Source organism: Corynebacterium tapiri (assembly GCF_006334925.1).
Taxonomy (GTDB): Bacteria; Actinomycetota; Actinomycetes; order Mycobacteriales; family Mycobacteriaceae; genus Corynebacterium; species Corynebacterium tapiri.
On sequence record NZ_VDHJ01000003.1, the window covers coordinates 301,513 to 319,706 of the forward strand.

Consider the following 18,194-nt stretch of genomic DNA (forward strand, 5'->3'; position numbering starts at 1 on the left):
CCACGACACCTGCATTTTCAAGGAGGACTTCATGACTGAACTGCGTAACTCTCCGCTGCACGCCAAGCACGAGGAGCTCGGTGCTTCGTTTACCCCCTTCGGCGCATGGAACATGCCGCTGAAGTACGGCAAGGAGCTCGACGAGCACCGTGCCGTGCGCGAAAAGGTGGGAATCTTCGATCTCTCCCACATGGGCGAGTTCCGCGTGACCGGCCCGGATGCCGCCGCGCTTCTGGACTACACCCTCATCTCCACCTTGTCCTCGGCAGCTATTGGCCAGGCCAAATACTCGATGATCACCGAGGAAGACGGCGGCATCATCGACGACCTGATCACCTACCGCCTCGGCGAGGAGGAGTTCCTGGTCGTTCCCAACGCCTCAAACATCGACCCGGTGTGGGAGGCCTTTACGGAGCGCGCCAAGAAGTTCGAGAACGTCGAGCTGGCCAACGAGTCCAACGACACCGCACTCATCGCGGTACAGGGCCCCCGCGCCGAGGAGGTGCTCCTCAAGATCGCGGACGAGTCGGATGCAGATGCCATTCGCGAGCTGAAGTACTACCGCTGCGTTCCCCTCACCCTGGCCGGCCACGACATTCTGCTGGCACGTACTGGGTACACCGGCGAGGACGGCTTCGAGCTCTTCCTGCCGGCTACCGAGGCCCCGGCGCTGTGGGACACCGTGGTCGAGGCCGCTGCCGAGTTCGAGGCCACCGTGTGTGGTTTGGCGGCACGCGACTCCCTGCGACTGGAGGCTGCCATGCCGCTGTACGGCAACGAGCTCTCCCGCGACATCACGCCAGTTGAGGCCGACATGGGCCGGGCATTTGCCAAGAAGGAAGCGGACTTCGTCGGCAAGCACGCCCTTATCAACCGCGAGCGCAGCGGGGCCATCGTGGGGCTCACGTCCGAGCAGCGTCGTGCCGCTCGCGCTGGTTCCGAGGTGTTCGTAGGCGATAAGAAGATCGGCACCGTTACCTCCGGCCAGCCTTCTCCCACGCTGGGCCACCCCATCGCCCTTGCCCTGGTGGATGTAGATCACACCGCCGTCGGCACCGAGGTTGAGGTGGATATTCGCGGAAAGCGCTACCCCTTCACTATTTGCGAGCGCCCGTTTTACAAGCGCGCGAAGTAGTTCACTGCCTACAATCGCATCACGTTCACCCCACAATTCAGAAAGGTCACGATCACCATGGCAAACCTGCCCCAGGACTTCTCCTACTCCGAGGACCACGAGTGGATCAACGCCACCGCTGAGGACGCTGCTGGCTCCACCGTGCGCGTAGGCATCACCTCCGTCGCCGCTGACCGCCTCGGCGAGGTCGTTTTCGCCGAGCTCCCGAGCGTGGGCGATACCCTGACCCACTCCGAGACCTGCGGTGAGGTCGAGTCCACCAAGTCGGTTTCCGACCTCTACGCCCCGGTCTCCGGCACGGTTACCGCCGTGAACGAGGCGCTGGACGACGACTACGCCGTGATCAACGAGGATCCCTTCGGCGAGGGCTGGCTCTTCGAGGTCGAGGTCACCGAGGTTGGTCCGCTGATGACCGCCGACGAGTACGCCGAGGCTAACGGCGTCTAAGCCGCAGTCTCCTGCGGCACCTGGCACGCAGGTGCCCTCCAACCCCCGCCGCGGCGGGGGTTTTCGGCTTTTCTGACGGTGGTTTCTGGCAACAATGTCGTGCGGGCAGCCGCGTTTTCGGCCATGGGCGCACTGCAAAGTTGCCAGATTGGGGTGACGCGAGCCGCCACGCACCCCTGAGCGCCGTCTCTGGCAACTTTGCCGGACGGGCGCGGGCTGTTTCGACTGCGGGCGTCCTACAAAGTTGCCACCCCGAGCCGCCCCAAGCCGCCTCGAGCCACCGCGAGTAGAGTCGAAAAGCATTATGACTGCTCCCCGCGACCCCTTCTTCCCCGCAGACAAACCCATTCGCGCTGACGCCGAGACGCCGCTAGATATCCGCCACCTCGGCCGCGTCGATTATGAGGAAACCTGGCACCTCCAGGCGGAGTTAGCCAAACAGCGCGCAGCCAACGAGATCGGGGACACGATCCTCGTGCTGGAGCACCCGAACGTGTACACGGCGGGAAAGCGCACCCAGCCGGAGGATCGCCCGACCAACGGCTTGCCGGTCGTGGATGTCGACCGCGGTGGGCGCATCACCTGGCACGGCGAGGGCCAGCTGGTGATCTACCCGATCATCAAGCTCGCCGAACCGGTAGACGTGGTGGATTACGTGCGTCGACTGGAAGAGGCCGTTATCCACGTCGTCCGTCAGCTCGGCGTGGATGAGGCAGGGCGCATTGATGGCCGCTCGGGGGTGTGGGTGCCGTCTACGCGGAAGGCAGCTGACCCATCGGCCAGCACGCGTGATCGCAAGATCGCTGCGCTGGGCATTCGGATTACGCGCGGGGTGACCATGCATGGCCTCAGCCTGAACTGCACGAACACGCTGGACTTCTACGAGCACATCGTGGCCTGCGGCATCGATGATGCCGACGTGACCACGCTGAGCCTGGAGCTGGGCAAGGACGTCACCGTCGAGGATGCCGCAGCCCCCTTGCTCACCGCGCTGGACGATGTCCTCTCCGGCCGCATGACCGTCGCCGACCACACGTTTGGCTCTGCGCCGGACCCCACAAAGGGGTTAGGCCGGAAGAAAAAGAACAGCAACTAGGTTGTACCTGATTACTGAGCACGAACGTCGAGTTAGTTAGGGTGAAACGGTGACTGTCGCACCTGAAGGACGCAAGCTACTGCGCGTCGAAAAGCGCAACGCGCAGACCCCCATCGAGTCGAAGCCGCGGTGGATCCGCAACGCGGTCAAGACTGGTCCCGAATACGAGGACATGAAGAAGCGCGTGAAGGGCGCTGGCCTGCACACCGTGTGCCAGGAGGCCGGCTGCCCCAATATTCACGAGTGCTGGGAGTCGCGCGAGGCGACCTTCCTCATCGGTGGCGATACCTGTTCGCGCCGCTGCGACTTCTGCGACATTAAGTCCGGTCGCCCCACCCCGTTGGATCGCGATGAGCCACGCCGCGTGGCTGAGAACATCGGCGAGATGAACCTCAACTACGCCACCATCACCGGTGTGACCCGCGATGATCTGGACGACGAGGGCGCATGGCTCTACGCCGAGGTCGTGCGCAAGGTGCACGAGCTGAACCCGCACACCGGCGTGGAGAACCTCACCCCGGACTTCTCCGGCAAGCCTGACCTGCTCCAGGAGGTTTTCGAGGCCGAGCCGGAGGTGTTCGCGCACAATCTGGAGACGGTGCCGCGCATCTTCCGTCGCATCCGTCCGGCCTTCCGCTACGAGCGCTCCCTCGATGTGATTAACCAGGCGCAAAACTACGGTCTGATCACCAAGTCCAACCTTATTCTGGGCATGGGTGAGACCCGCGAGGAGGTGCTCGAGGCGCTGCAGGAGCTGCGGGATGCGGGCACGGACATCATCACGATCACCCAGTACCTGCGCCCGGGCCCGAACTACCACCCGATCGATCGGTGGGTAAAGCCCGAGGAGTTCATCGAGTACCGCGATGCCGCTAAGGAGATGGGCTTCGGCGCTGTCATGTCGGGCCCGCTGGTGCGCTCGTCCTACCGCGCCGGCCGCCTGTACGTCGAGGCAATGCAGGCCCGCGGCCGCGAGCTGCCGGAGAACCTCAAGCACCTGGCCGAGACCTCCCAGGGAGATACCGCCCAGGAGGCCTCCACCCTGCTGACCAAGTACGGCCCGTCTAAGGAGCACCCGGTCGGCGCCTTCCGCCGCTAGGCCCGGGTTCTAACCAGTGATCGTCGCCCACACGAGGTGATGGTCGCTGGTTTTTTCTGCGGTCATCAACTCCGCCAGCGGCTCCCCCTCGGCGGGCCAGAACACGCCGGTATCCACCACGTTGAGGCTTGTCGACGGCAACACGTAGTCCACACGCAGGTTCCCCGGGGAAGGCTCCGGGAAGTCTGCTGTGTCCAGGGCCGGGTCGGTGACGTGGCCCGTGTTGCCCGCGGCCTGAGCGCCGGAGCTGGTGGGCTGCGGGTCGTGAACCTGCGGCAAGTTGAGAATCTGATTGATGCCGGTGTCCCCGGAGTTGTCGCCGTCGTTGGGGTCAGAGTTCTGGTCGCCAAAAACAACGAAGTCGCTTCCCGGAGCCAGCCCACCGCGCTGGCCGTTGTCGTCCACGATCCAGTCGGCGCGCTCTCCCCCGGCAATGTAGTCGGCGGTCAGGCGGATCTCGTCGGCATTGCGCAGCTTGTTGCGCTTCTCCGGACCATCGAACGAGGGCGGCGTGGGGTGCGAGACCAGCAAGTGCACGGTGCGGCCATCAACCGTGACCGGCACATCCCAATGCGACTTCGAGGACAAGCGCAGTTTGTCCGCGTTCTCCCCGTAGAACTCGTAGGGCAGGCGGTTGTTGGGCATGGAGTTCCAGGTGAGGTTCTGGAAGGTGCGCGCGCTTGTCGTATCGATCGGCTTGGTGGACAGGATGACCATGCCGTACTGACCAGGATGCGTGCCAAAGCCCCACGCATCTCCGGGATCGCCCAGCTTGCCGTTGCCGTCCAGATCAAGGCCGGAATCCACTCCTGTGTTCACCGGCGCGATGAAGGTGTACTCGTAGTGGATCGGCTCGTGCCCTGCCTGCGATTTCTCCAGGTAGTTGCGCTGGAAGTTCGCCACGGCCTCTCCTCCTGCGTCGTAGTCGAACTCGTTGAGCACGATCACGTCAGGCCGGGTGTGTTGGATGACTGTGGCGATGGCTTGCGCCTGGGCGTCGTCAGGCGTGGAGAGGTCTGTAATCAACTGGCCGGCGCTGGGACGATTCAGACTGGTGTTGTAGGTGGCAAAGGTGGTCTGATCCATGTCAGCGGGCTGGAGGGAGGACAGAGCGAGCAGCGAGGCCAATCCGGGGGCGATAAGTGAGGACATGCCCCTTAAAGTAGGTCAGCTCCCGAGCCCGCGCAGTGTTGTGTGCTGGGGACCCATTCTGTTTACCAAGGACATGTCCCCTACAGTTGTGGGCATGGCGAAAAACGCGAAGAAGGGGTCCACTCCCGCCTCTCAGGCGGTGGAGAAGTCGGCCAAGAAGGAGGCCCGCGCCGCTAAGCGAGCGCAGCGCGGTCAGACGTTCAAGCAAATGTGGCAGGCATTCAACATGCTGCGCAAGCGGGACAGCAAGCTCGTCCCGCTCATGCTGCTGACCATCGTGGGTACGGCACTGCTGTTCTTCCTCGTCGGTCTGTTGTGGAACGGCCAGTGGTTCATGCTCGTTTTGGGCATCCTGCTGGGCGTTGTCCTCTCGATGCTGGTGTTTACCAAGCGTCTGGAGGCATCGATGTATGACCAGGTCTCGGATCAGAAGGGTGCGGCCGGCTGGGCGCTGGAGAACATGCGCAACACCATGGGCATCGCCTGGATCACCCAGACCGGTGTGGCCGGCACCAAGCAGCTGGACGTGGTTCACCGCGTGGTGGGTAACCCGGGTGTGGTCTTGGTCGGCGAGGGCAACCGCAACCGCCTGCGCCCACTGATGACTCAACAGGCTAAGCGCGTGGACAAGGTTCTGGGCGGCGTCCCGGTCTACGAGGTCTTTGTCGGCGAAGACGAGGAGAAGGGCGAGGTGCCGCTGAAGAAGCTGCAGCGCCACATGCTCAAGCTCCCGCGAAACTACAAAAAGGACGAGGTCTACTCGCTCAACGCCAAGCTCGAGGCGATCGATTCTTCTCGTGCCGGCCAGCCGCAGGGCCTGCCCAAGGGTCCGCTGCCGGGTCAGGCGCAGAGCATGGCGGGCATGAACCGTCGTATGCGCCGCGCTGCCGAGCGCCGCGGAAAGTAAAACGCTTTAACCGCGAATTACTGCGGTCCCGGTGCCGCGGTCGTGCATGCCACGGCCGTCGGCATCCACCATCGCTGCCGGGAATACAAACATCGTCAGCAGGGTGCGCACCACCGAGCGCCAGAGCCCCACGCGGGCGCCGGGGACGTCGATACGCGCCACTCCCATTCCCAGCAGTGCCATGCCGGGCGTGCGGGCGAAGAGCCAGCCGCCGATAATTCCCAGAATCACCCAAAGAATGAGGGTGAGGGTCATCGTGTCGCCGAGCGACGAGGTGAAGCTGTGAATAGCTCCCGCGATGAACTGGCAGATGAACCAATCGATGAAGACGGCGATCGCGCGGCGCCCCACCGAGGCCATGGAGCGCGGGCCGGACTGCGGCAGGCCGAGGTTTTCTCCGGGCCAGCGACTGATGTTGTCGGGGCCGTCATTTTCAGCGGGGATCTCCGGGCCATCAAGCCAGCTACGATTGGGTTGCGCCATGGTGCTTAAGAGTATCGCCGTGGCCTATCGGGGGTGAAATAGCGTAAATGCCCACCGCTTTATCGTTCACGCTATAGAAATTGGTTATACTGATGAGCAACCGGCCCGCCTCCCCTGGTCGCGCGCCGAGCCAGCACCCTTTCGAAAGACCTTAGGAGACACCCCGTGGCATTCGAGACGAACCAAGACGTGGTGAAGTTCATTAAGGACGAGGGCATCGAGTTCCTCGACATCCGTTTCACCGACGTTCCGGGCATGGAGCACCACTTCACGCTCCCGGCCAGCGAGTTCACCGAAGAAAGCGCCGAGGAGGGCCTGGCTTTCGACGGCTCTTCCATCCGCGGCTTCACCACCATCGACGAGTCCGACATGACGCTGCTGCCGGATCCGGCCAGCGCCTACGTGGATCCGTTCCGTGAGGTCAAGACGCTGAACATGCAGTTCTTTGTCAACGACCCGTTCACCTACGAGCCGTTTAGCCGCGATCCGCGCAACGTGGCCAAGAAGGCCGAGGAGTACCTCGCCTCCTCCGGCATCGCAGACAGCGCCAGCTTTGGCATGGAGGCCGAGTTCTACCTCTTTGACAAGGTCTCCTACGCCGCCGAGACCAACGAGTCCTTCTACCACGTCGACTCCAACGAGGGCTGGTGGAACCGCGGCAACGAAACCAACCTGGACGGCACCCCGAACACCGGCTTCAAGACTCGCGTCAAGGGTGGCTACTTCCCCAACACCCCGGTGGATAAGACTCAGGAGGTGCGCGACGCGATCGTCAAGCGCCTGCAGGGCGCTGGCTTCGACGTCGAGCGCTTCCACCACGAGGTGGGCACCGGTGGCCAGAACGAGATCAACTACCGCTTTGACACCCTGCTCCGCGCGGCTGACGATCTGCAGACCTTCAAGTACATCGTGAAGAACACCGCCGCCGAGTACGGCAAGGCCGCCACCTTCATGCCCAAGCCCCTTGCTGGCGACAACGGCTCCGGCATGCACGCTCACCAGTCCCTGTGGAAGGACGGCAAGCCGCTCTTCTACGACGAGTCCGGTTACGGCGGGCTGTCTGACACCGCCCGCTACTACATCGGCGGCCTGCTCCACCACGCTCCGGCTGTGCTGGCGTTTACCAACCCGACGCTGAACTCCTACCACCGTCTGGTTCCGGGCTTCGAGGCTCCGATCAACCTGGTGTACTCCCAGCGCAACCGATCGGCTGCCATCCGCATCCCGATCACTGGCAACAACCCCAAGGCCAAGCGCCTGGAGTTCCGCGCGCCGGACCCCTCGGGCAACCCCTACCTGGGTCTGGCTGCCATGCTCATGGCAGGTATCGACGGCATCAAGAACCGCATCGAGCCCCACGCCCCGGTGGACAAGGACCTCTACGAGCTCCCGCCGGAGGAGGCCGCGTCCATCCCGCAGGCTCCGACCTCCCTGGAGGCCGCGATTGAGGCGCTTCGCGACGACCACGAGTTCCTCCTGGAAGGCGACGTCTTCACCGAAGACCTGATCGAGACCTACATCAACTACAAGGTCGACAACGAAATCATGCCGACTCGCCTGCGCCCGACGCCGCTCGAGTTCGAGATGTATTTCGATTGCTAGGGTTCGGCGCTTGACGACGCTTCCCTTGCCGGCCTAGATTGCCGACAACACCCCGCCTGGAACGCTGGTTGTTCCGGGCGGGGTGAAGTCTTTTTCGGAGATATTTTTTCGACCCATTTTTCGTCCCCAAACTTGATGACCATCTCAGGAGCCTGGTTAATCTCAGCAAGATCTACTTCAGACAGTCTGCGCTGGAGTTCGATCAGGTTGACCTCCAAGCAAAGGAATACGGTAACGGGATGCCAGCCAGGAGTTGTGGCACCGATTCAATATCCCACCAGAAAGGGCGGTAGGCCACTAGGAACTTCTTCGCCGGGGTGCTTGTTTCCAGTTTCGCGGTCAATCCTTAGTTTTCTCGTGACCGTTAGCGGCCTCGACTAGACTTGTGAGGACGATCAAAAGTCGACTAGCTGCGATTTAGGAATATTTTCGTGTCACAACAGAAACTAGAGCTCACTTGGTTCAACAAGGACAAGGCACTCATCCCCACTGAAACCGGAAAGTACGGTTACACCTGGGTTGATCCGAAGGACCCACGCTACTGTGAGACTCACTTCCTTGAGACCCTTGAAAAGGTCGAAGGGATCAGGGCTGAGAAAGTCGAAGGACAGACTTACTCCGAGAAGGCTGACCTTGAGCCGCAGGACGACAACCTGTTGATCTTGGGCGAGTCCGGTGACGTTCTGGAGGCACTGACCAGGGTTCCTGAACTGCGAGAAAAGTACCTCGGCAAGGTGAAGCTGGTCTATATAGATCCCCCGTTTAACACCTCGCAGACTTTCGCTAATTACGAGGACAATCTAGAGCACTCGATCTGGTTGACCATGATGCGAGATCGACTTGTTCACCTGCGGGATTTGCTTAGCGAGGACGGTTTGATCTGGGTCCATCTGGATGATGTTGAGAGTCACCGGATGCGGCTACTGTTAGATGAAGTCTTCGGGTCGGAGAACTTCCAAGCTGAAGTTGTCTGGGAAAAAGCTGATTCTCCGCGAAACGATATTGTCGGAATCTCCTCGGACCATGACGTCATTTTGGTTTACGGTAAGGAATCGGTTGTTTCCATGAACCGCATGCCACGCACCCCAAAGGACGATGCGCCTTATAAGAACCCCGATGATGATGTAACAGGACCGTGGCGTAACGGCGACTACACCGCGCCCGGTAACATGTCTGGCCAAGTTCAACACCCCTCAGTTCATGCGATTGAGCATCCGCTAACTGGGGAGCTCCTTTACCCAGTCAGGGGGAGGATGTGGACGTTCGGCAAGGAACGCTTATTAAAGTCGCTACTGGAATATGGTGATTACGTAGAGGCTGCACCCGATCTTGAGCTGAGATATGAAAAGACCGGGATTGCACCAGACAAGCTCCGCTCCGAGGTCCCTGATCTCATATTGGATCCCACACATCGCCAGGCTTCAGTAGCTCGCGCTTACGAACGGTTACATGCTGGCGACTGGCCAGAATTTTTTATTAAAGAGCGCTCTTTTGGCCGGAAGGTTCGTCGTCCTGCCTATGGACAGCCAGCCCGGACGTGGTGGCCAAACGCCGAAGTAGGACACAATCGGTCTGCCAAGGGTGAGAATCGCGCGATGTTTGGCACCGGCGCCACTTTCACTACCCCTAAGCCTGAGCGCCTGCTCGAGCGCATCATCCACATTGCCACCGACCCTTGCGACGTCGTCCTAGACGTTTTTGCTGGTTCTGGAACCACTGCTGCCGTTGCGCAGAAGATGGGTCGTCGCTGGGTTACCTGCGAGTTGGTGGAGGATACTTTCAACCGCTTCACAAAGGCGCGTCTTGGGAAGGTCGTCAACGGTGAAGATCAAGGTGGCATCACCGTCACTAAGGGCGAGCGCATCGACGCAACTGAGGACGGCTTGCCGGAGGGAATTACCCCGGAGGAAGCACAACAACTGACCAGCCTCATTAATAAGGCGGTCAAGGAGAATGACGCCCTTAAGACTGATAAGGGAATCAAGGCTCTGAAGTCCCTAGTCAAGACCGCAAAAGGCAAAGACATCATCAACTATCTCGGTGGCGGTGGTTTCACCGTCGCCAAGCTTTCCCCGAACTGCTTCAACTTCGACCCGGAGACCGGTCTTACCTCGCTTACCCACGAAGCTACCGGTGCGGTTCTTGTTCGTAGCGTTGCAGCGAACCTGGGTTTCTCGCTCACTCCCGACAACCGCAACTTCAATGGCGTGGCCGGTAGGCAGTTCCTCGCCGTGGTGGAGGGAGAACTCGACACTGACAAGGTCGATGAGTTGATGGGCAAGGTCGATGAGGGGCACTCAGTCCTCTTTGCAGCGACCATCGTGAACCAAGGAGTGCGCGATCACGTTCGCTCGTTTAAGAACGGCTCTCGAGTGATGCACATTCCGCTCGACATCTTCCCCTACGCAGGCAACTTCGACGAGGAGGCCAACTGATCATGCCACTAAACGTCACCGTTGATGACAACCTTCTCGCCGAGATTGAGGCCAAATTCGACCTCAGAAAGCCCAACGCTGAGGCGCTTCGTACCGTTGTCGAAAACCTTGAAGAGGGCAACTTCAACCCGCTCGAGCCGCTTACGCTCGCACTGGCTACCGGCGCCGGTAAGACCTACATCATGGCTGGCCTTATCGAATACCTGCGCCGCCAGGGCCATCCGAACGTCATGGTGGTCACTCCCAACAGGGTGGTTCAGGACAAGACCATCATGGACCTCTCTCAGGGCAGCCACCGCTATGTGGGCGGTTTCGACGTTGCGCCGCAACTAATCACCCCTGAGGACGTTGCACACCTTCGTATGGAGGACAGCAGCAAGCACCTCTTTGCAGGACAGGAGGCCTCGACGGTCTACGTTTTCAATGTCCAGCAGCTCTTCCCACCGAAGGAGGGCGGCAAGAACGAAGCAACCGGCATGGAAGCCCAGCGTCGCAAGTTCCACCGCTTCCAGGAATCGTCTGGTGTGCTGGCTGAGAAGATTCAAAGTTTCGACGACCTGGTGGTCATCGTGGACGAGGCTCACCTCTTCGGCACCTCCGCTAAGACCTTCCGAAAATCGCTTACAGGCTTGAAGCCTGCTGCGACTATTGGCCTAACCGCTTCACCGGACAAGAACGACAATGTCATCCACAGCTATCCCCTTTGGAGAGCGCTCAACGACGGCTTTGTGAAGCGCCCTGTTCTGGTTTACCGCAAGTCTGGATATAACGAGAAAGACATGGGCCAAGAGCGCCAGCTACACGACGCTTACAGCCTGCTGAAGGTCAAGGAAGAGGCATACGCGAAATATCGCGAAGCACACCCTGAAGCCCCGCGGACCAAGCCACTTCTGTTTGTGGTCTGCCAGGACGTCAACCACGCGACTGAAACGGCTGAGTATCTCCGCAATACCCACTTCCGCCCTGGCAACGAGCCAGAACCGCAGGTCTTGCAGGTGGATAACCAGCATAACGACGAGACGACTCTGAACTTCCTGCGTTATCTTGACACCCCGCACTCCCCTGTTCGCGTCATCGTTTCGGTGAATAAGCTCCGCGAAGGCTGGGATACAAAGCGCATCGCCGTCATGTCTACGCTTCGCGCCATGGGGTCTGAGGTGCTCACCCAGCAGATCATGGGCCGAGGTTTGAGGTTGCCGTTCGGCAAGCGCACCGGGGTTAAGGCCGTGGACGAGCTGGACATCCTCTCTCACAAGTCATTCGTCACGCTGCTGAAGTCTGAGAACGTCCTCCGCGAGTTCGGTATTGAGGAAGAAAATGAGGCCGAAACCGGGATTGCCTTCGTCGACCCGGACAGGGTTTCTACCGCGGATAACGACATCACGTTTGATTCCCCTGGCACCAACTCCCCCGAATCAGTCACCAGCTCGGGCATTGCGCCTACTCCTCGAGATGACGTCGATGTGTTCAAGACTGGCACTACCAATTCTCCGCTGGAAGTGAGGCCTGTAAAGGACGATGACGAGATCGAAGATGTAGCACCGCATTACGAGCCGGTATACATCGAGGTGAATGCCGAGTTTGCTGGTGAGACGTTCATGTTCCCGTCGTCCACCATGACCAGGACAGTGAAGCCCTTCGCGCTGGATCAGATTGAAGGAACAGAGATCGTAGAGGCTGCGAAGAAGGTCACCGATCAGCTGGTCAAACTTGAGCGCGAGGCGATTGTCACCGGTGATGACGGACAGAGCCTCAAAGCGGCTCGACAAACGAGGTCGAGTGTTGCGAGCTTTACTCAGTCGGAAACCCAGGTGCGCAAAGCCCTGCTCAATGCAGTCGCTAACACTGGAACCATTCAGCTCAACGAAGAGAATATTCGTCAGCTCAACAAGCGGATTATTCCCGTTCTCATGGCATCCGCAAACATCAACTCCTGGACTGAAGCCTCTAAGACATCTGCCGCAGCTGAGATCACTAAACTGGTGAAGCTGAAAGCCCGCCAGGCCGCTGCCTCCAACACGTTTACCGAGACTGTTATCCACCCCGTCGAGATTCCAGTCACCACTAAGTACCCGCTCCCCGACGGCATGAAGATTCACGACCTTCTGGACACCCGCGAAGCATCGACGAAGAAGGCTGCTGGTTTCGTGGAAAACCGCTTCTACGGCACCTGGGAAAGGGGCTTGTTCAACGCAGCCAAGTTCGACAGCTTCTCAGCTGAGTACATGCTGGCCGATCTACTCAACTTCGACGATGAGGTGAAGTGGTGGACGCGCATCTATCGCAGCGACAGGGCATCTATTGCCTACACCCCGATGAGCGACTACGTGCCGGATTTCGTGGTGCTCGACACCCAAGGCACCTACTGGATCATCGAGGGCAAGGGCGACGACAAGAAGGATGACAAGATCGTCGAGAAGAAGATGGATGCCGCGAACCAGCTTCTTCGTAAGCTGATTAATTATCAGGAATTCGAGGGTCAAAAGTGGGGCTACGTCCTAGCCTTTGAGTCCGACATCAAAGCGGTCAACAGCTTCAGCGCTTTGCGCTCCAGGGCTTCAAAGGAAGTAATGGAGTACTGATCGCGTGTGGAGGCTAACCGAGCGTTTCCGCTGGCCGCTGCTACCGCGTTCGCCTCTCTGAAAATTCTTGACGCCAGTTTCTCTAAGGAAGTGGGTTAGAGCCGGCTGATCTAGGTTTGCAGACGCCGCCAATAGGCGATGATATTCGGCGCTTGCATACGAAATTGGCCCGCACCTAATCGGTGCGGGCCACTAGTCCGTTTGAGGGATTTTGATTACTTAAACCAACCCTTGTTCAGGCCAATGTGGTACAGGCCGAATCCGATGGCGACCGACACTGCAGAGGCTGCAGCAATCATCAGCGGAACGCTGTGGTTGAGCTGGTCAAGAAGCGAACCGTTGGCCCCCTGGGAGGATCCGAAGCTCGGCAGCACCGAGTTGGCGCCATTGCCCTTGCCCGGAAGGGAAGGCTGCTTGTGCGGCTTGTGCTTAGCAATCGGCGCGTCCGGAGCAGGCTGCGGCTTGGCAGGCTTACTCGGCTGCGGAGCCGGCTCGCTGGGCTCTTCAGACGGAGCCTCAGAAGCGTCGCCACCGCCCTGTTCAGTGCCACGGAACTCATCGCCAACGGTGAAGGTGTACACGGCTGGCTCGCTCAGAACTTCCTGGCCATTGCGGGTGCCGGCAGCCTGTACCGTCAGACGGTAAACGCCCGGCTCGCTGAATGCCCAGTTGGCGTGAGTGTGCGACGGCATCTTCTGATTCAGAACGGCGCCGCTGGTTAGCTCGGTTGCATCGCCGTCGAGAAGCGAAGCCACCTCGCCGAAGCCCTTAGTGCTCCAGAGGTTGATTGTTCCCGGCCCCTCGACGTTGGTGAAGCGCAGGTCGATTTGATTGTCCAGGCCGCTACCGCGGATTCCCTGGGTGTCCCAGCCCGGCCAGATGAGTCCTTCTTTTTGTGTTTCAGAAAGGAAGTAGGCCTGTCCGGCACCGGGGAATTTGTCCGGGATGGTGGTTAAAGCGTCGCTCTTGATGTGGAGTTCCACATCCTCCGGCTTGTGCTTGACGTGAGAACCGGTGACGTCTTCGGACAGCTCGAGCACCGGATTACCACCCTGGGAAGCGGAGACGCTGAAGATGTCGGTGTGACCTTCATCCAGGATCAACTTTTCTTCCCCATTGGGGGCAGCCGGCTCGCTGGGCTCCGAAGGCTCTTCCGGTTCTGATGGCTCTGCCGGCTTGGAGGGCTTTTCCGAAGGCTTGCTCGGCGGGGTGGACTCGCTGGTCTCAGAGGAATCCTTAGCGATCGGATTGCCCTGCTCGTCTGTGTAGCCATCGAGCGGAGCAACGAACTTCTGGATCTCGTTCAGTGGCTGCCAGCTGCCCTCAGGAAGATCAACCTGCTTGTCGGTGCCTACGAACCACTCAATGTGGTATTCGTCCGACTTGTACTCGGAGCCGTCCGCACGCTTGGCAGTGACGTAGTACTTAAAGGTGTAACGACCGGGCTCGGTGAAGGCCCAGTTGAAGTGGCCGTGCTCCCGAGGCTTCATCTTCTTCGACTGGAAATTGGGGTCAGTGGAGCTGAATACGCGCCGAGGCTCACTGTTGTACTCAGCGAAGTAGACCTCTACGTCGCCCGGCCCATCAATACCCGCCGAGTGCAGTTCCAGCGAATCTGCCTGAAAAGCTTCGGAAATGTCTCCGGCACCAATTCCAGGCCACACCGAGGGCCAATACCAGTGCAGCCTCTGCGTCGCATGCCACAAAACGTCGCCCGGCTTACCAAGAAAGCTGTACTCCTGCTTGTCCGGGACGACAATACGGGACATTTCTTCACCGCTCGAGGTCGCGTCAGGCCCGAGGCGAACAATAACGTCTTCAGCCTTACGAAGAGTCTTTTCACCCTCGATCACGCCAACTTTGAGGTCGCTGCCCTCTTCATAAACATGGGCGGCATCAACGTGATTTTTGAACAAGAGGTCGCGACCCTCATATTGCTTTAGCTCGTCCGCATGGGCGACGTGGGCCGGCGCGACGGCTCCCGCAATCATGAGGGCGAGCGTGGTCAGAAACGCGATGAAGAAATTCGACCGAACTCTATGCGATTCGGCAGCGCGGGATTGAGTTATCACTGGTTCCTACTGCGATGAGATGGGATAGGTGGACTATCTCAGGAGATTAGTCGGTAATGGTATCCATTATCAACTAAAACCGAAGGAGCATCATAGGAAACTGGAGACATAATCCGCAAACAATTAATTATGAGTCCCACGTCACATCGCTATAGACTTGGCGCCTGAACTTGTACCGACGAAAGGCCATGCCTAGCCATGACTACCGCTAGCTCGACCTCCGCCACTCAATCCCCCGCTCCGAGCAGGGGATTTAATGCGCAGTGGACCATCACCCTCTTCGGCACCGCTGTGGGCGCCGGCATCCTTTTCCTCCCGATTTCTGCCGGTAGCTTCGGCTTTGTCCCCTTGCTGATTGCCACCATCCTGATCGGCCCCATGACCTACCTGTCCCACCGGGCCTACTCCTGGATGATGACGTACTCCCCCCTCTTCGGCGAAGACGTCCTGGCCGTCCTGACCGATTTCTTCGGCCGTCGCGCTGGCATCATCCTGGCGATCATCTATTGGTTCACGATCTTCCCCGTGGTGTTGATCTATGGCGTCTCCATCACCAACACGATTGAGAGCTTTGCGACGAACCAGCTAGGCCTGCAAGCCCCGAGCCGCTGGATCCTCGCTCCAGTGTGCGTTGGCTTGATGACGCTTGCTCTCGCATTTGGCCACAAGATCATGCTGGCCGTTGCCCAGATCGTGGTGTACCCGCTCATCATCGCGCTGGCAGCCGTATCGATCTACCTGATCCCCCAGTGGGACTTCCAATCCTTCATGGAAGCTGGCGACCACAGCGTCATGGGCGTGATTCGTTCCACCGTGCTCATCTTGCCGGTGCTCGTCTTCGCTTTCGCCTTCGTGGCTGCGCTCTCGCAGTTCGTCATCAGCATGGGCGAGCAATACGGACGCGACCACCACAAGCAGTCTGACAAGGTCATCCGCAACACTGTTATCTTGCTGACCGTCTTCACCATGTTCTTCGTGTGGTCCTCCGCACTGGCCATGGGTGCCGACGGCATGCGTGAGGCCAACGAAAACAACCTGCCGGTGCTGTCCTACTTTGCCAACGTCACCGGCGCTCCGTTCATGGCATACATGGCGCCGATCGTGGTTATCTGCGCCATCGCCTCCAGTTACTTCGGCCACGCTCTGGGAACCGTGGAGGGCACGCAGTACCTGTTCAACCTTTCTTTCCCAAAGGCAGCTAAGTCGATTTCTTCGCGCCAGCTGGACCTGCTGACCTACCTGTTCATCTTCATCTGCACCTCGATCGTGGGCATCCTCAACCCCTCGATCCTGGACATGATCACGCTGGTCGGCGGCATCTTCTACGCCTTCATCATCTATCTGCTGCCGATGTTCGTGGTTAACCGAGTCGATGCCCTGGCACGCTTCCGCGGACTGCCTACCAACATCTTTGTGACCGTGATGGGAACCATCGTTCTTATCGCCACCATCTGGGGAATCTTCATCTAATCCCCGCTGCCCATCACAATGGGCGCTCCCGCAAGGGAACCGATTACGCCCCCGAGCAGTCTAAGTACGTGGGCCCAAGAATTGGGCTGAAGGTACTTGAACTGTCGGGGGTATTTCTATGCGACGACTCCTCGCCGCACTACTCACCTTGCTCTGCGTGACTGGGTGCTCAACCGCACCCGGTCAAACGAACACTGCCGAACAGCCCGAAGGCATCTATCTCAGTGGGGAGTTCGTCCCCTTCGGCGACTACGACCCACATGACCACACCATCGACTGGATTAACCCCTGCGAGGAGATTCCGGAGGAGGTGTTGCGGGAGGCTGGGTTGGAACCGCCTCTCGAGTACGACGGAACGACTGCCGAGATTTCCACCTGTTCTCAATTCAATGACGACGGTTCAATGACTTCGGTTTCAGGTGGCCGGCAAGATCTATCCCGATTCTCATCCCTAGAGAACGAATCAAAGGTGGATGCCGACGGTTTTCCGGTCCGCATTGGTAGCTACTCCCCAGATGACCCAGTGACGTGTAGCGCGCTTATTAGCACCACCCGCGGTGCATTGGAGGTCGTAATTCTCGACTTTTCAACACCCAAGAAAAATCTAGAACGCTGTGAAAATTCGAACGCCATCCTCCAGAAACTTCTTACGCTCTTAGGAGATTTACGATGAAAATTGATCTGTCTAGCTTGGATGGAGCCTCACGCGAACTTGCAAAACTTGAGTTGCGAGCCAGCAAAGAACTACAGAATGCACAACGAGCAACCATCTCCCGCGCCTACTCCCCTGCCTCTGGCTTTGACCAAATGGGGCACATCCACGGCCAGTCCCTAAACACTGCACCGGGATCTGCTGAATCAGTAATGCGTAGCCTGGCAGCGGAACTCGGGACTTACTCCAAGAACTTGAATGCCACCAGCGCAGCGGTAGCTTCTCACGATGACACCCATGCTCACGTCCTCGACCGCGTCGATACGGGTAGCGCTGCCGGGACCTCGTCTAGCCATAATCTCGGTGACCGGGAGGCCAGCGGAACCCACGGGATGTACACCGAACCGATTGTGACTGTCCCAGCGGCCAGCATTCTGCAGTTCAAGAACAGCCTGGTCTCCGGAAGAATCACCCAGGCAGTCGAATCGCTTCCTGTGTGGGCCAGCATCCAGCAAACCACGCGCCACATCGGTTCCGAGCTCGAGCAGCTTTCCCAGTCAATCGCATCGGCTAACTCTGGTGCTGCTGCCGACGCGATGTCGCAACGCCTGTCCACCACCACCAATCGTGCGAACACCATCTCCGGCCACGCTCAGCACTTCCACGAGCGCCTGACCTCGTTGGATAGCACACGCTCAGATTTTCACCAGCTCGCAGTGCGCGTCTACAACCAAATCCTTGCGCTCGAGGCCACTGGCCCAGAGGGCAAAGCCGCCGCGGAAGTCCTGGAAAGAATGTTCCTGGGTTATGCCGCCACCGCCACCCAGGCTTCGCTTACCGGTCTCCTCCCCGGGGTTCCTAACCTCACTCATCCTGAGACCGCGAACCCGGGTGTGGACCTGGAAGCCAAGATGTCTGGAGTGGATAGCACTGGCTCGCTTTACTCGGCTAAGGGGATCACGGCCCCGCAAGGTCTTGTCGACCAGGTCCTCAACTACCACCACGCAAATCCCGGCGCGCTAGACGGTTTTAATGCGGCCACCCGCGAGTTCGGTAAGCACG

At 59.5% G+C, this 18,194-nt stretch carries 14 protein-coding genes; 11 read left to right on the forward strand and 3 right to left on the reverse strand.

Annotation, left to right across the window (positions count from 1 at the left end; all coding sequences use genetic code 11):
• Window positions 1-31 precede the first annotated feature (31 nt).
• The 4 genes from gcvT (at window position 32) to lipA (ending at window position 3,777) form a co-directional block, all read left to right on the forward strand.
• On the forward strand, window positions 32-1,135 hold the full coding sequence (gene gcvT / locus FHE74_RS03545; protein WP_139465111.1) for a glycine cleavage system aminomethyltransferase GcvT: 1,104 nt from the start codon (window positions 32-34) through the stop codon (window positions 1,133-1,135).
• Window positions 1,136-1,192: 57 nt separating this feature from the next.
• Window positions 1,193-1,582, forward strand: coding sequence for a glycine cleavage system protein GcvH (gene gcvH, locus FHE74_RS03550; RefSeq protein WP_139465112.1), 390 nt, complete (start codon window positions 1,193-1,195; stop codon window positions 1,580-1,582).
• Between the two features lie 304 nt (window positions 1,583-1,886).
• Window positions 1,887-2,678, forward strand: a complete 792-nt coding sequence (lipB, locus tag FHE74_RS03555; protein WP_139465113.1) for a lipoyl(octanoyl) transferase LipB — start codon at window positions 1,887-1,889, stop codon at window positions 2,676-2,678.
• A 49-nt stretch (window positions 2,679-2,727) separates the two neighbouring features.
• The gene (gene lipA, locus FHE74_RS03560) at window positions 2,728-3,777 is read left to right on the forward strand and encodes a lipoyl synthase (RefSeq protein ID WP_139465114.1); all 1,050 of its coding nucleotides are present in this window, start codon (window positions 2,728-2,730) and stop codon (window positions 3,775-3,777) included.
• A gap of 9 nt (window positions 3,778-3,786) precedes the next feature.
• Here lipA and FHE74_RS03565 read toward each other — a convergent pair whose 3' ends face one another.
• Entirely contained in the window at window positions 3,787-4,929 is a 1,143-nt protein-coding gene (locus FHE74_RS03565; RefSeq protein ID WP_139465115.1) for an endonuclease/exonuclease/phosphatase family protein, read from the reverse strand.
• A gap of 94 nt (window positions 4,930-5,023) precedes the next feature.
• Between FHE74_RS03565 and FHE74_RS03570 the strand changes: the two genes are divergently transcribed.
• Window positions 5,024-5,836, forward strand: coding sequence for a DUF4191 domain-containing protein (locus FHE74_RS03570; protein ID WP_139465116.1), 813 nt, complete (start codon window positions 5,024-5,026; stop codon window positions 5,834-5,836).
• A gap of 6 nt (window positions 5,837-5,842) precedes the next feature.
• Here the strand turns inward: FHE74_RS03570 and FHE74_RS03575 are convergent, their stop codons facing one another.
• Window positions 5,843-6,319, reverse strand: coding sequence for an RDD family protein (locus tag FHE74_RS03575; protein WP_139465117.1), 477 nt, complete (start codon window positions 6,317-6,319; stop codon window positions 5,843-5,845).
• Window positions 6,320-6,484: 165 nt separating this feature from the next.
• Between FHE74_RS03575 and glnA the strand changes: the two genes are divergently transcribed.
• The 3 genes from glnA (at window position 6,485) to FHE74_RS03590 (ending at window position 12,938) form a co-directional block, all read left to right on the forward strand.
• A complete protein-coding gene (glnA, locus tag FHE74_RS03580; RefSeq protein WP_139465118.1) occupies window positions 6,485-7,921 on the forward strand; it encodes a type I glutamate--ammonia ligase in 1,437 nt (478 codons plus the stop codon).
• Between the two features lie 431 nt (window positions 7,922-8,352).
• Entirely contained in the window at window positions 8,353-10,356 is a 2,004-nt protein-coding gene (locus FHE74_RS03585; RefSeq protein WP_218973313.1) for a site-specific DNA-methyltransferase, read from the forward strand.
• A 2-nt stretch (window positions 10,357-10,358) separates the two neighbouring features.
• The gene (locus FHE74_RS03590) at window positions 10,359-12,938 is read left to right on the forward strand and encodes a DEAD/DEAH box helicase (protein ID WP_246049172.1); all 2,580 of its coding nucleotides are present in this window, start codon (window positions 10,359-10,361) and stop codon (window positions 12,936-12,938) included.
• Between the two features lie 215 nt (window positions 12,939-13,153).
• Here FHE74_RS03590 and FHE74_RS03595 read toward each other — a convergent pair whose 3' ends face one another.
• Window positions 13,154-15,010, reverse strand: a complete 1,857-nt coding sequence (locus FHE74_RS03595) for a choice-of-anchor M domain-containing protein (protein WP_139465121.1) — start codon at window positions 15,008-15,010, stop codon at window positions 13,154-13,156.
• Between the two features lie 198 nt (window positions 15,011-15,208).
• Here FHE74_RS03595 and FHE74_RS03600 point away from each other — a divergent pair, with 198 nt between their 5' ends.
• The 3 genes from FHE74_RS03600 to FHE74_RS03610 form a co-directional block, all read left to right on the forward strand.
• Window positions 15,209-16,480, forward strand: coding sequence for an amino acid permease (locus FHE74_RS03600; RefSeq protein ID WP_139465122.1), 1,272 nt, complete (start codon window positions 15,209-15,211; stop codon window positions 16,478-16,480).
• A gap of 118 nt (window positions 16,481-16,598) precedes the next feature.
• A complete protein-coding gene (locus FHE74_RS03605; protein WP_139465123.1) occupies window positions 16,599-17,153 on the forward strand; it encodes a DUF3558 family protein in 555 nt (184 codons plus the stop codon).
• Window positions 17,150-18,194, forward strand: a 1,045-nt coding sequence (locus FHE74_RS03610; protein WP_139465124.1) for a hypothetical protein, incomplete at its 3' end; no start/stop codon positions are given. The genes FHE74_RS03605 and FHE74_RS03610, both read left to right, overlap by 4 nt.

Excerpts from the sequence above, each read along its gene's own strand:
- FHE74_RS03570 (WP_139465116.1), top strand. The coding sequence starts at position 5,024 with ATGGCGAAAAACGCGAAGAAGGGGTCCACTCCCGCCTCTCAGGCGGTG.
- FHE74_RS03565 (WP_139465115.1), bottom strand. The coding sequence starts at position 4,929 with ATGTCCTCACTTATCGCCCCCGGATTGGCCTCGCTGCTCGCTCTGTCC.
- gcvT (WP_139465111.1), top strand. The coding sequence starts at position 32 with ATGACTGAACTGCGTAACTCTCCGCTGCACGCCAAGCACGAGGAGCTC.
- FHE74_RS03575 (WP_139465117.1), bottom strand. The coding sequence starts at position 6,319 with ATGGCGCAACCCAATCGTAGCTGGCTTGATGGCCCGGAGATCCCCGCT.
- lipB (WP_139465113.1), top strand. The coding sequence starts at position 1,887 with ATGACTGCTCCCCGCGACCCCTTCTTCCCCGCAGACAAACCCATTCGC.
- gcvH (WP_139465112.1), top strand. The coding sequence starts at position 1,193 with ATGGCAAACCTGCCCCAGGACTTCTCCTACTCCGAGGACCACGAGTGG.
- FHE74_RS03600 (WP_139465122.1), top strand. The coding sequence starts at position 15,209 with ATGACTACCGCTAGCTCGACCTCCGCCACTCAATCCCCCGCTCCGAGC.
- FHE74_RS03605 (WP_139465123.1), top strand. The coding sequence starts at position 16,599 with ATGCGACGACTCCTCGCCGCACTACTCACCTTGCTCTGCGTGACTGGG.
- FHE74_RS03590 (WP_246049172.1), top strand. The coding sequence starts at position 10,359 with ATGCCACTAAACGTCACCGTTGATGACAACCTTCTCGCCGAGATTGAG.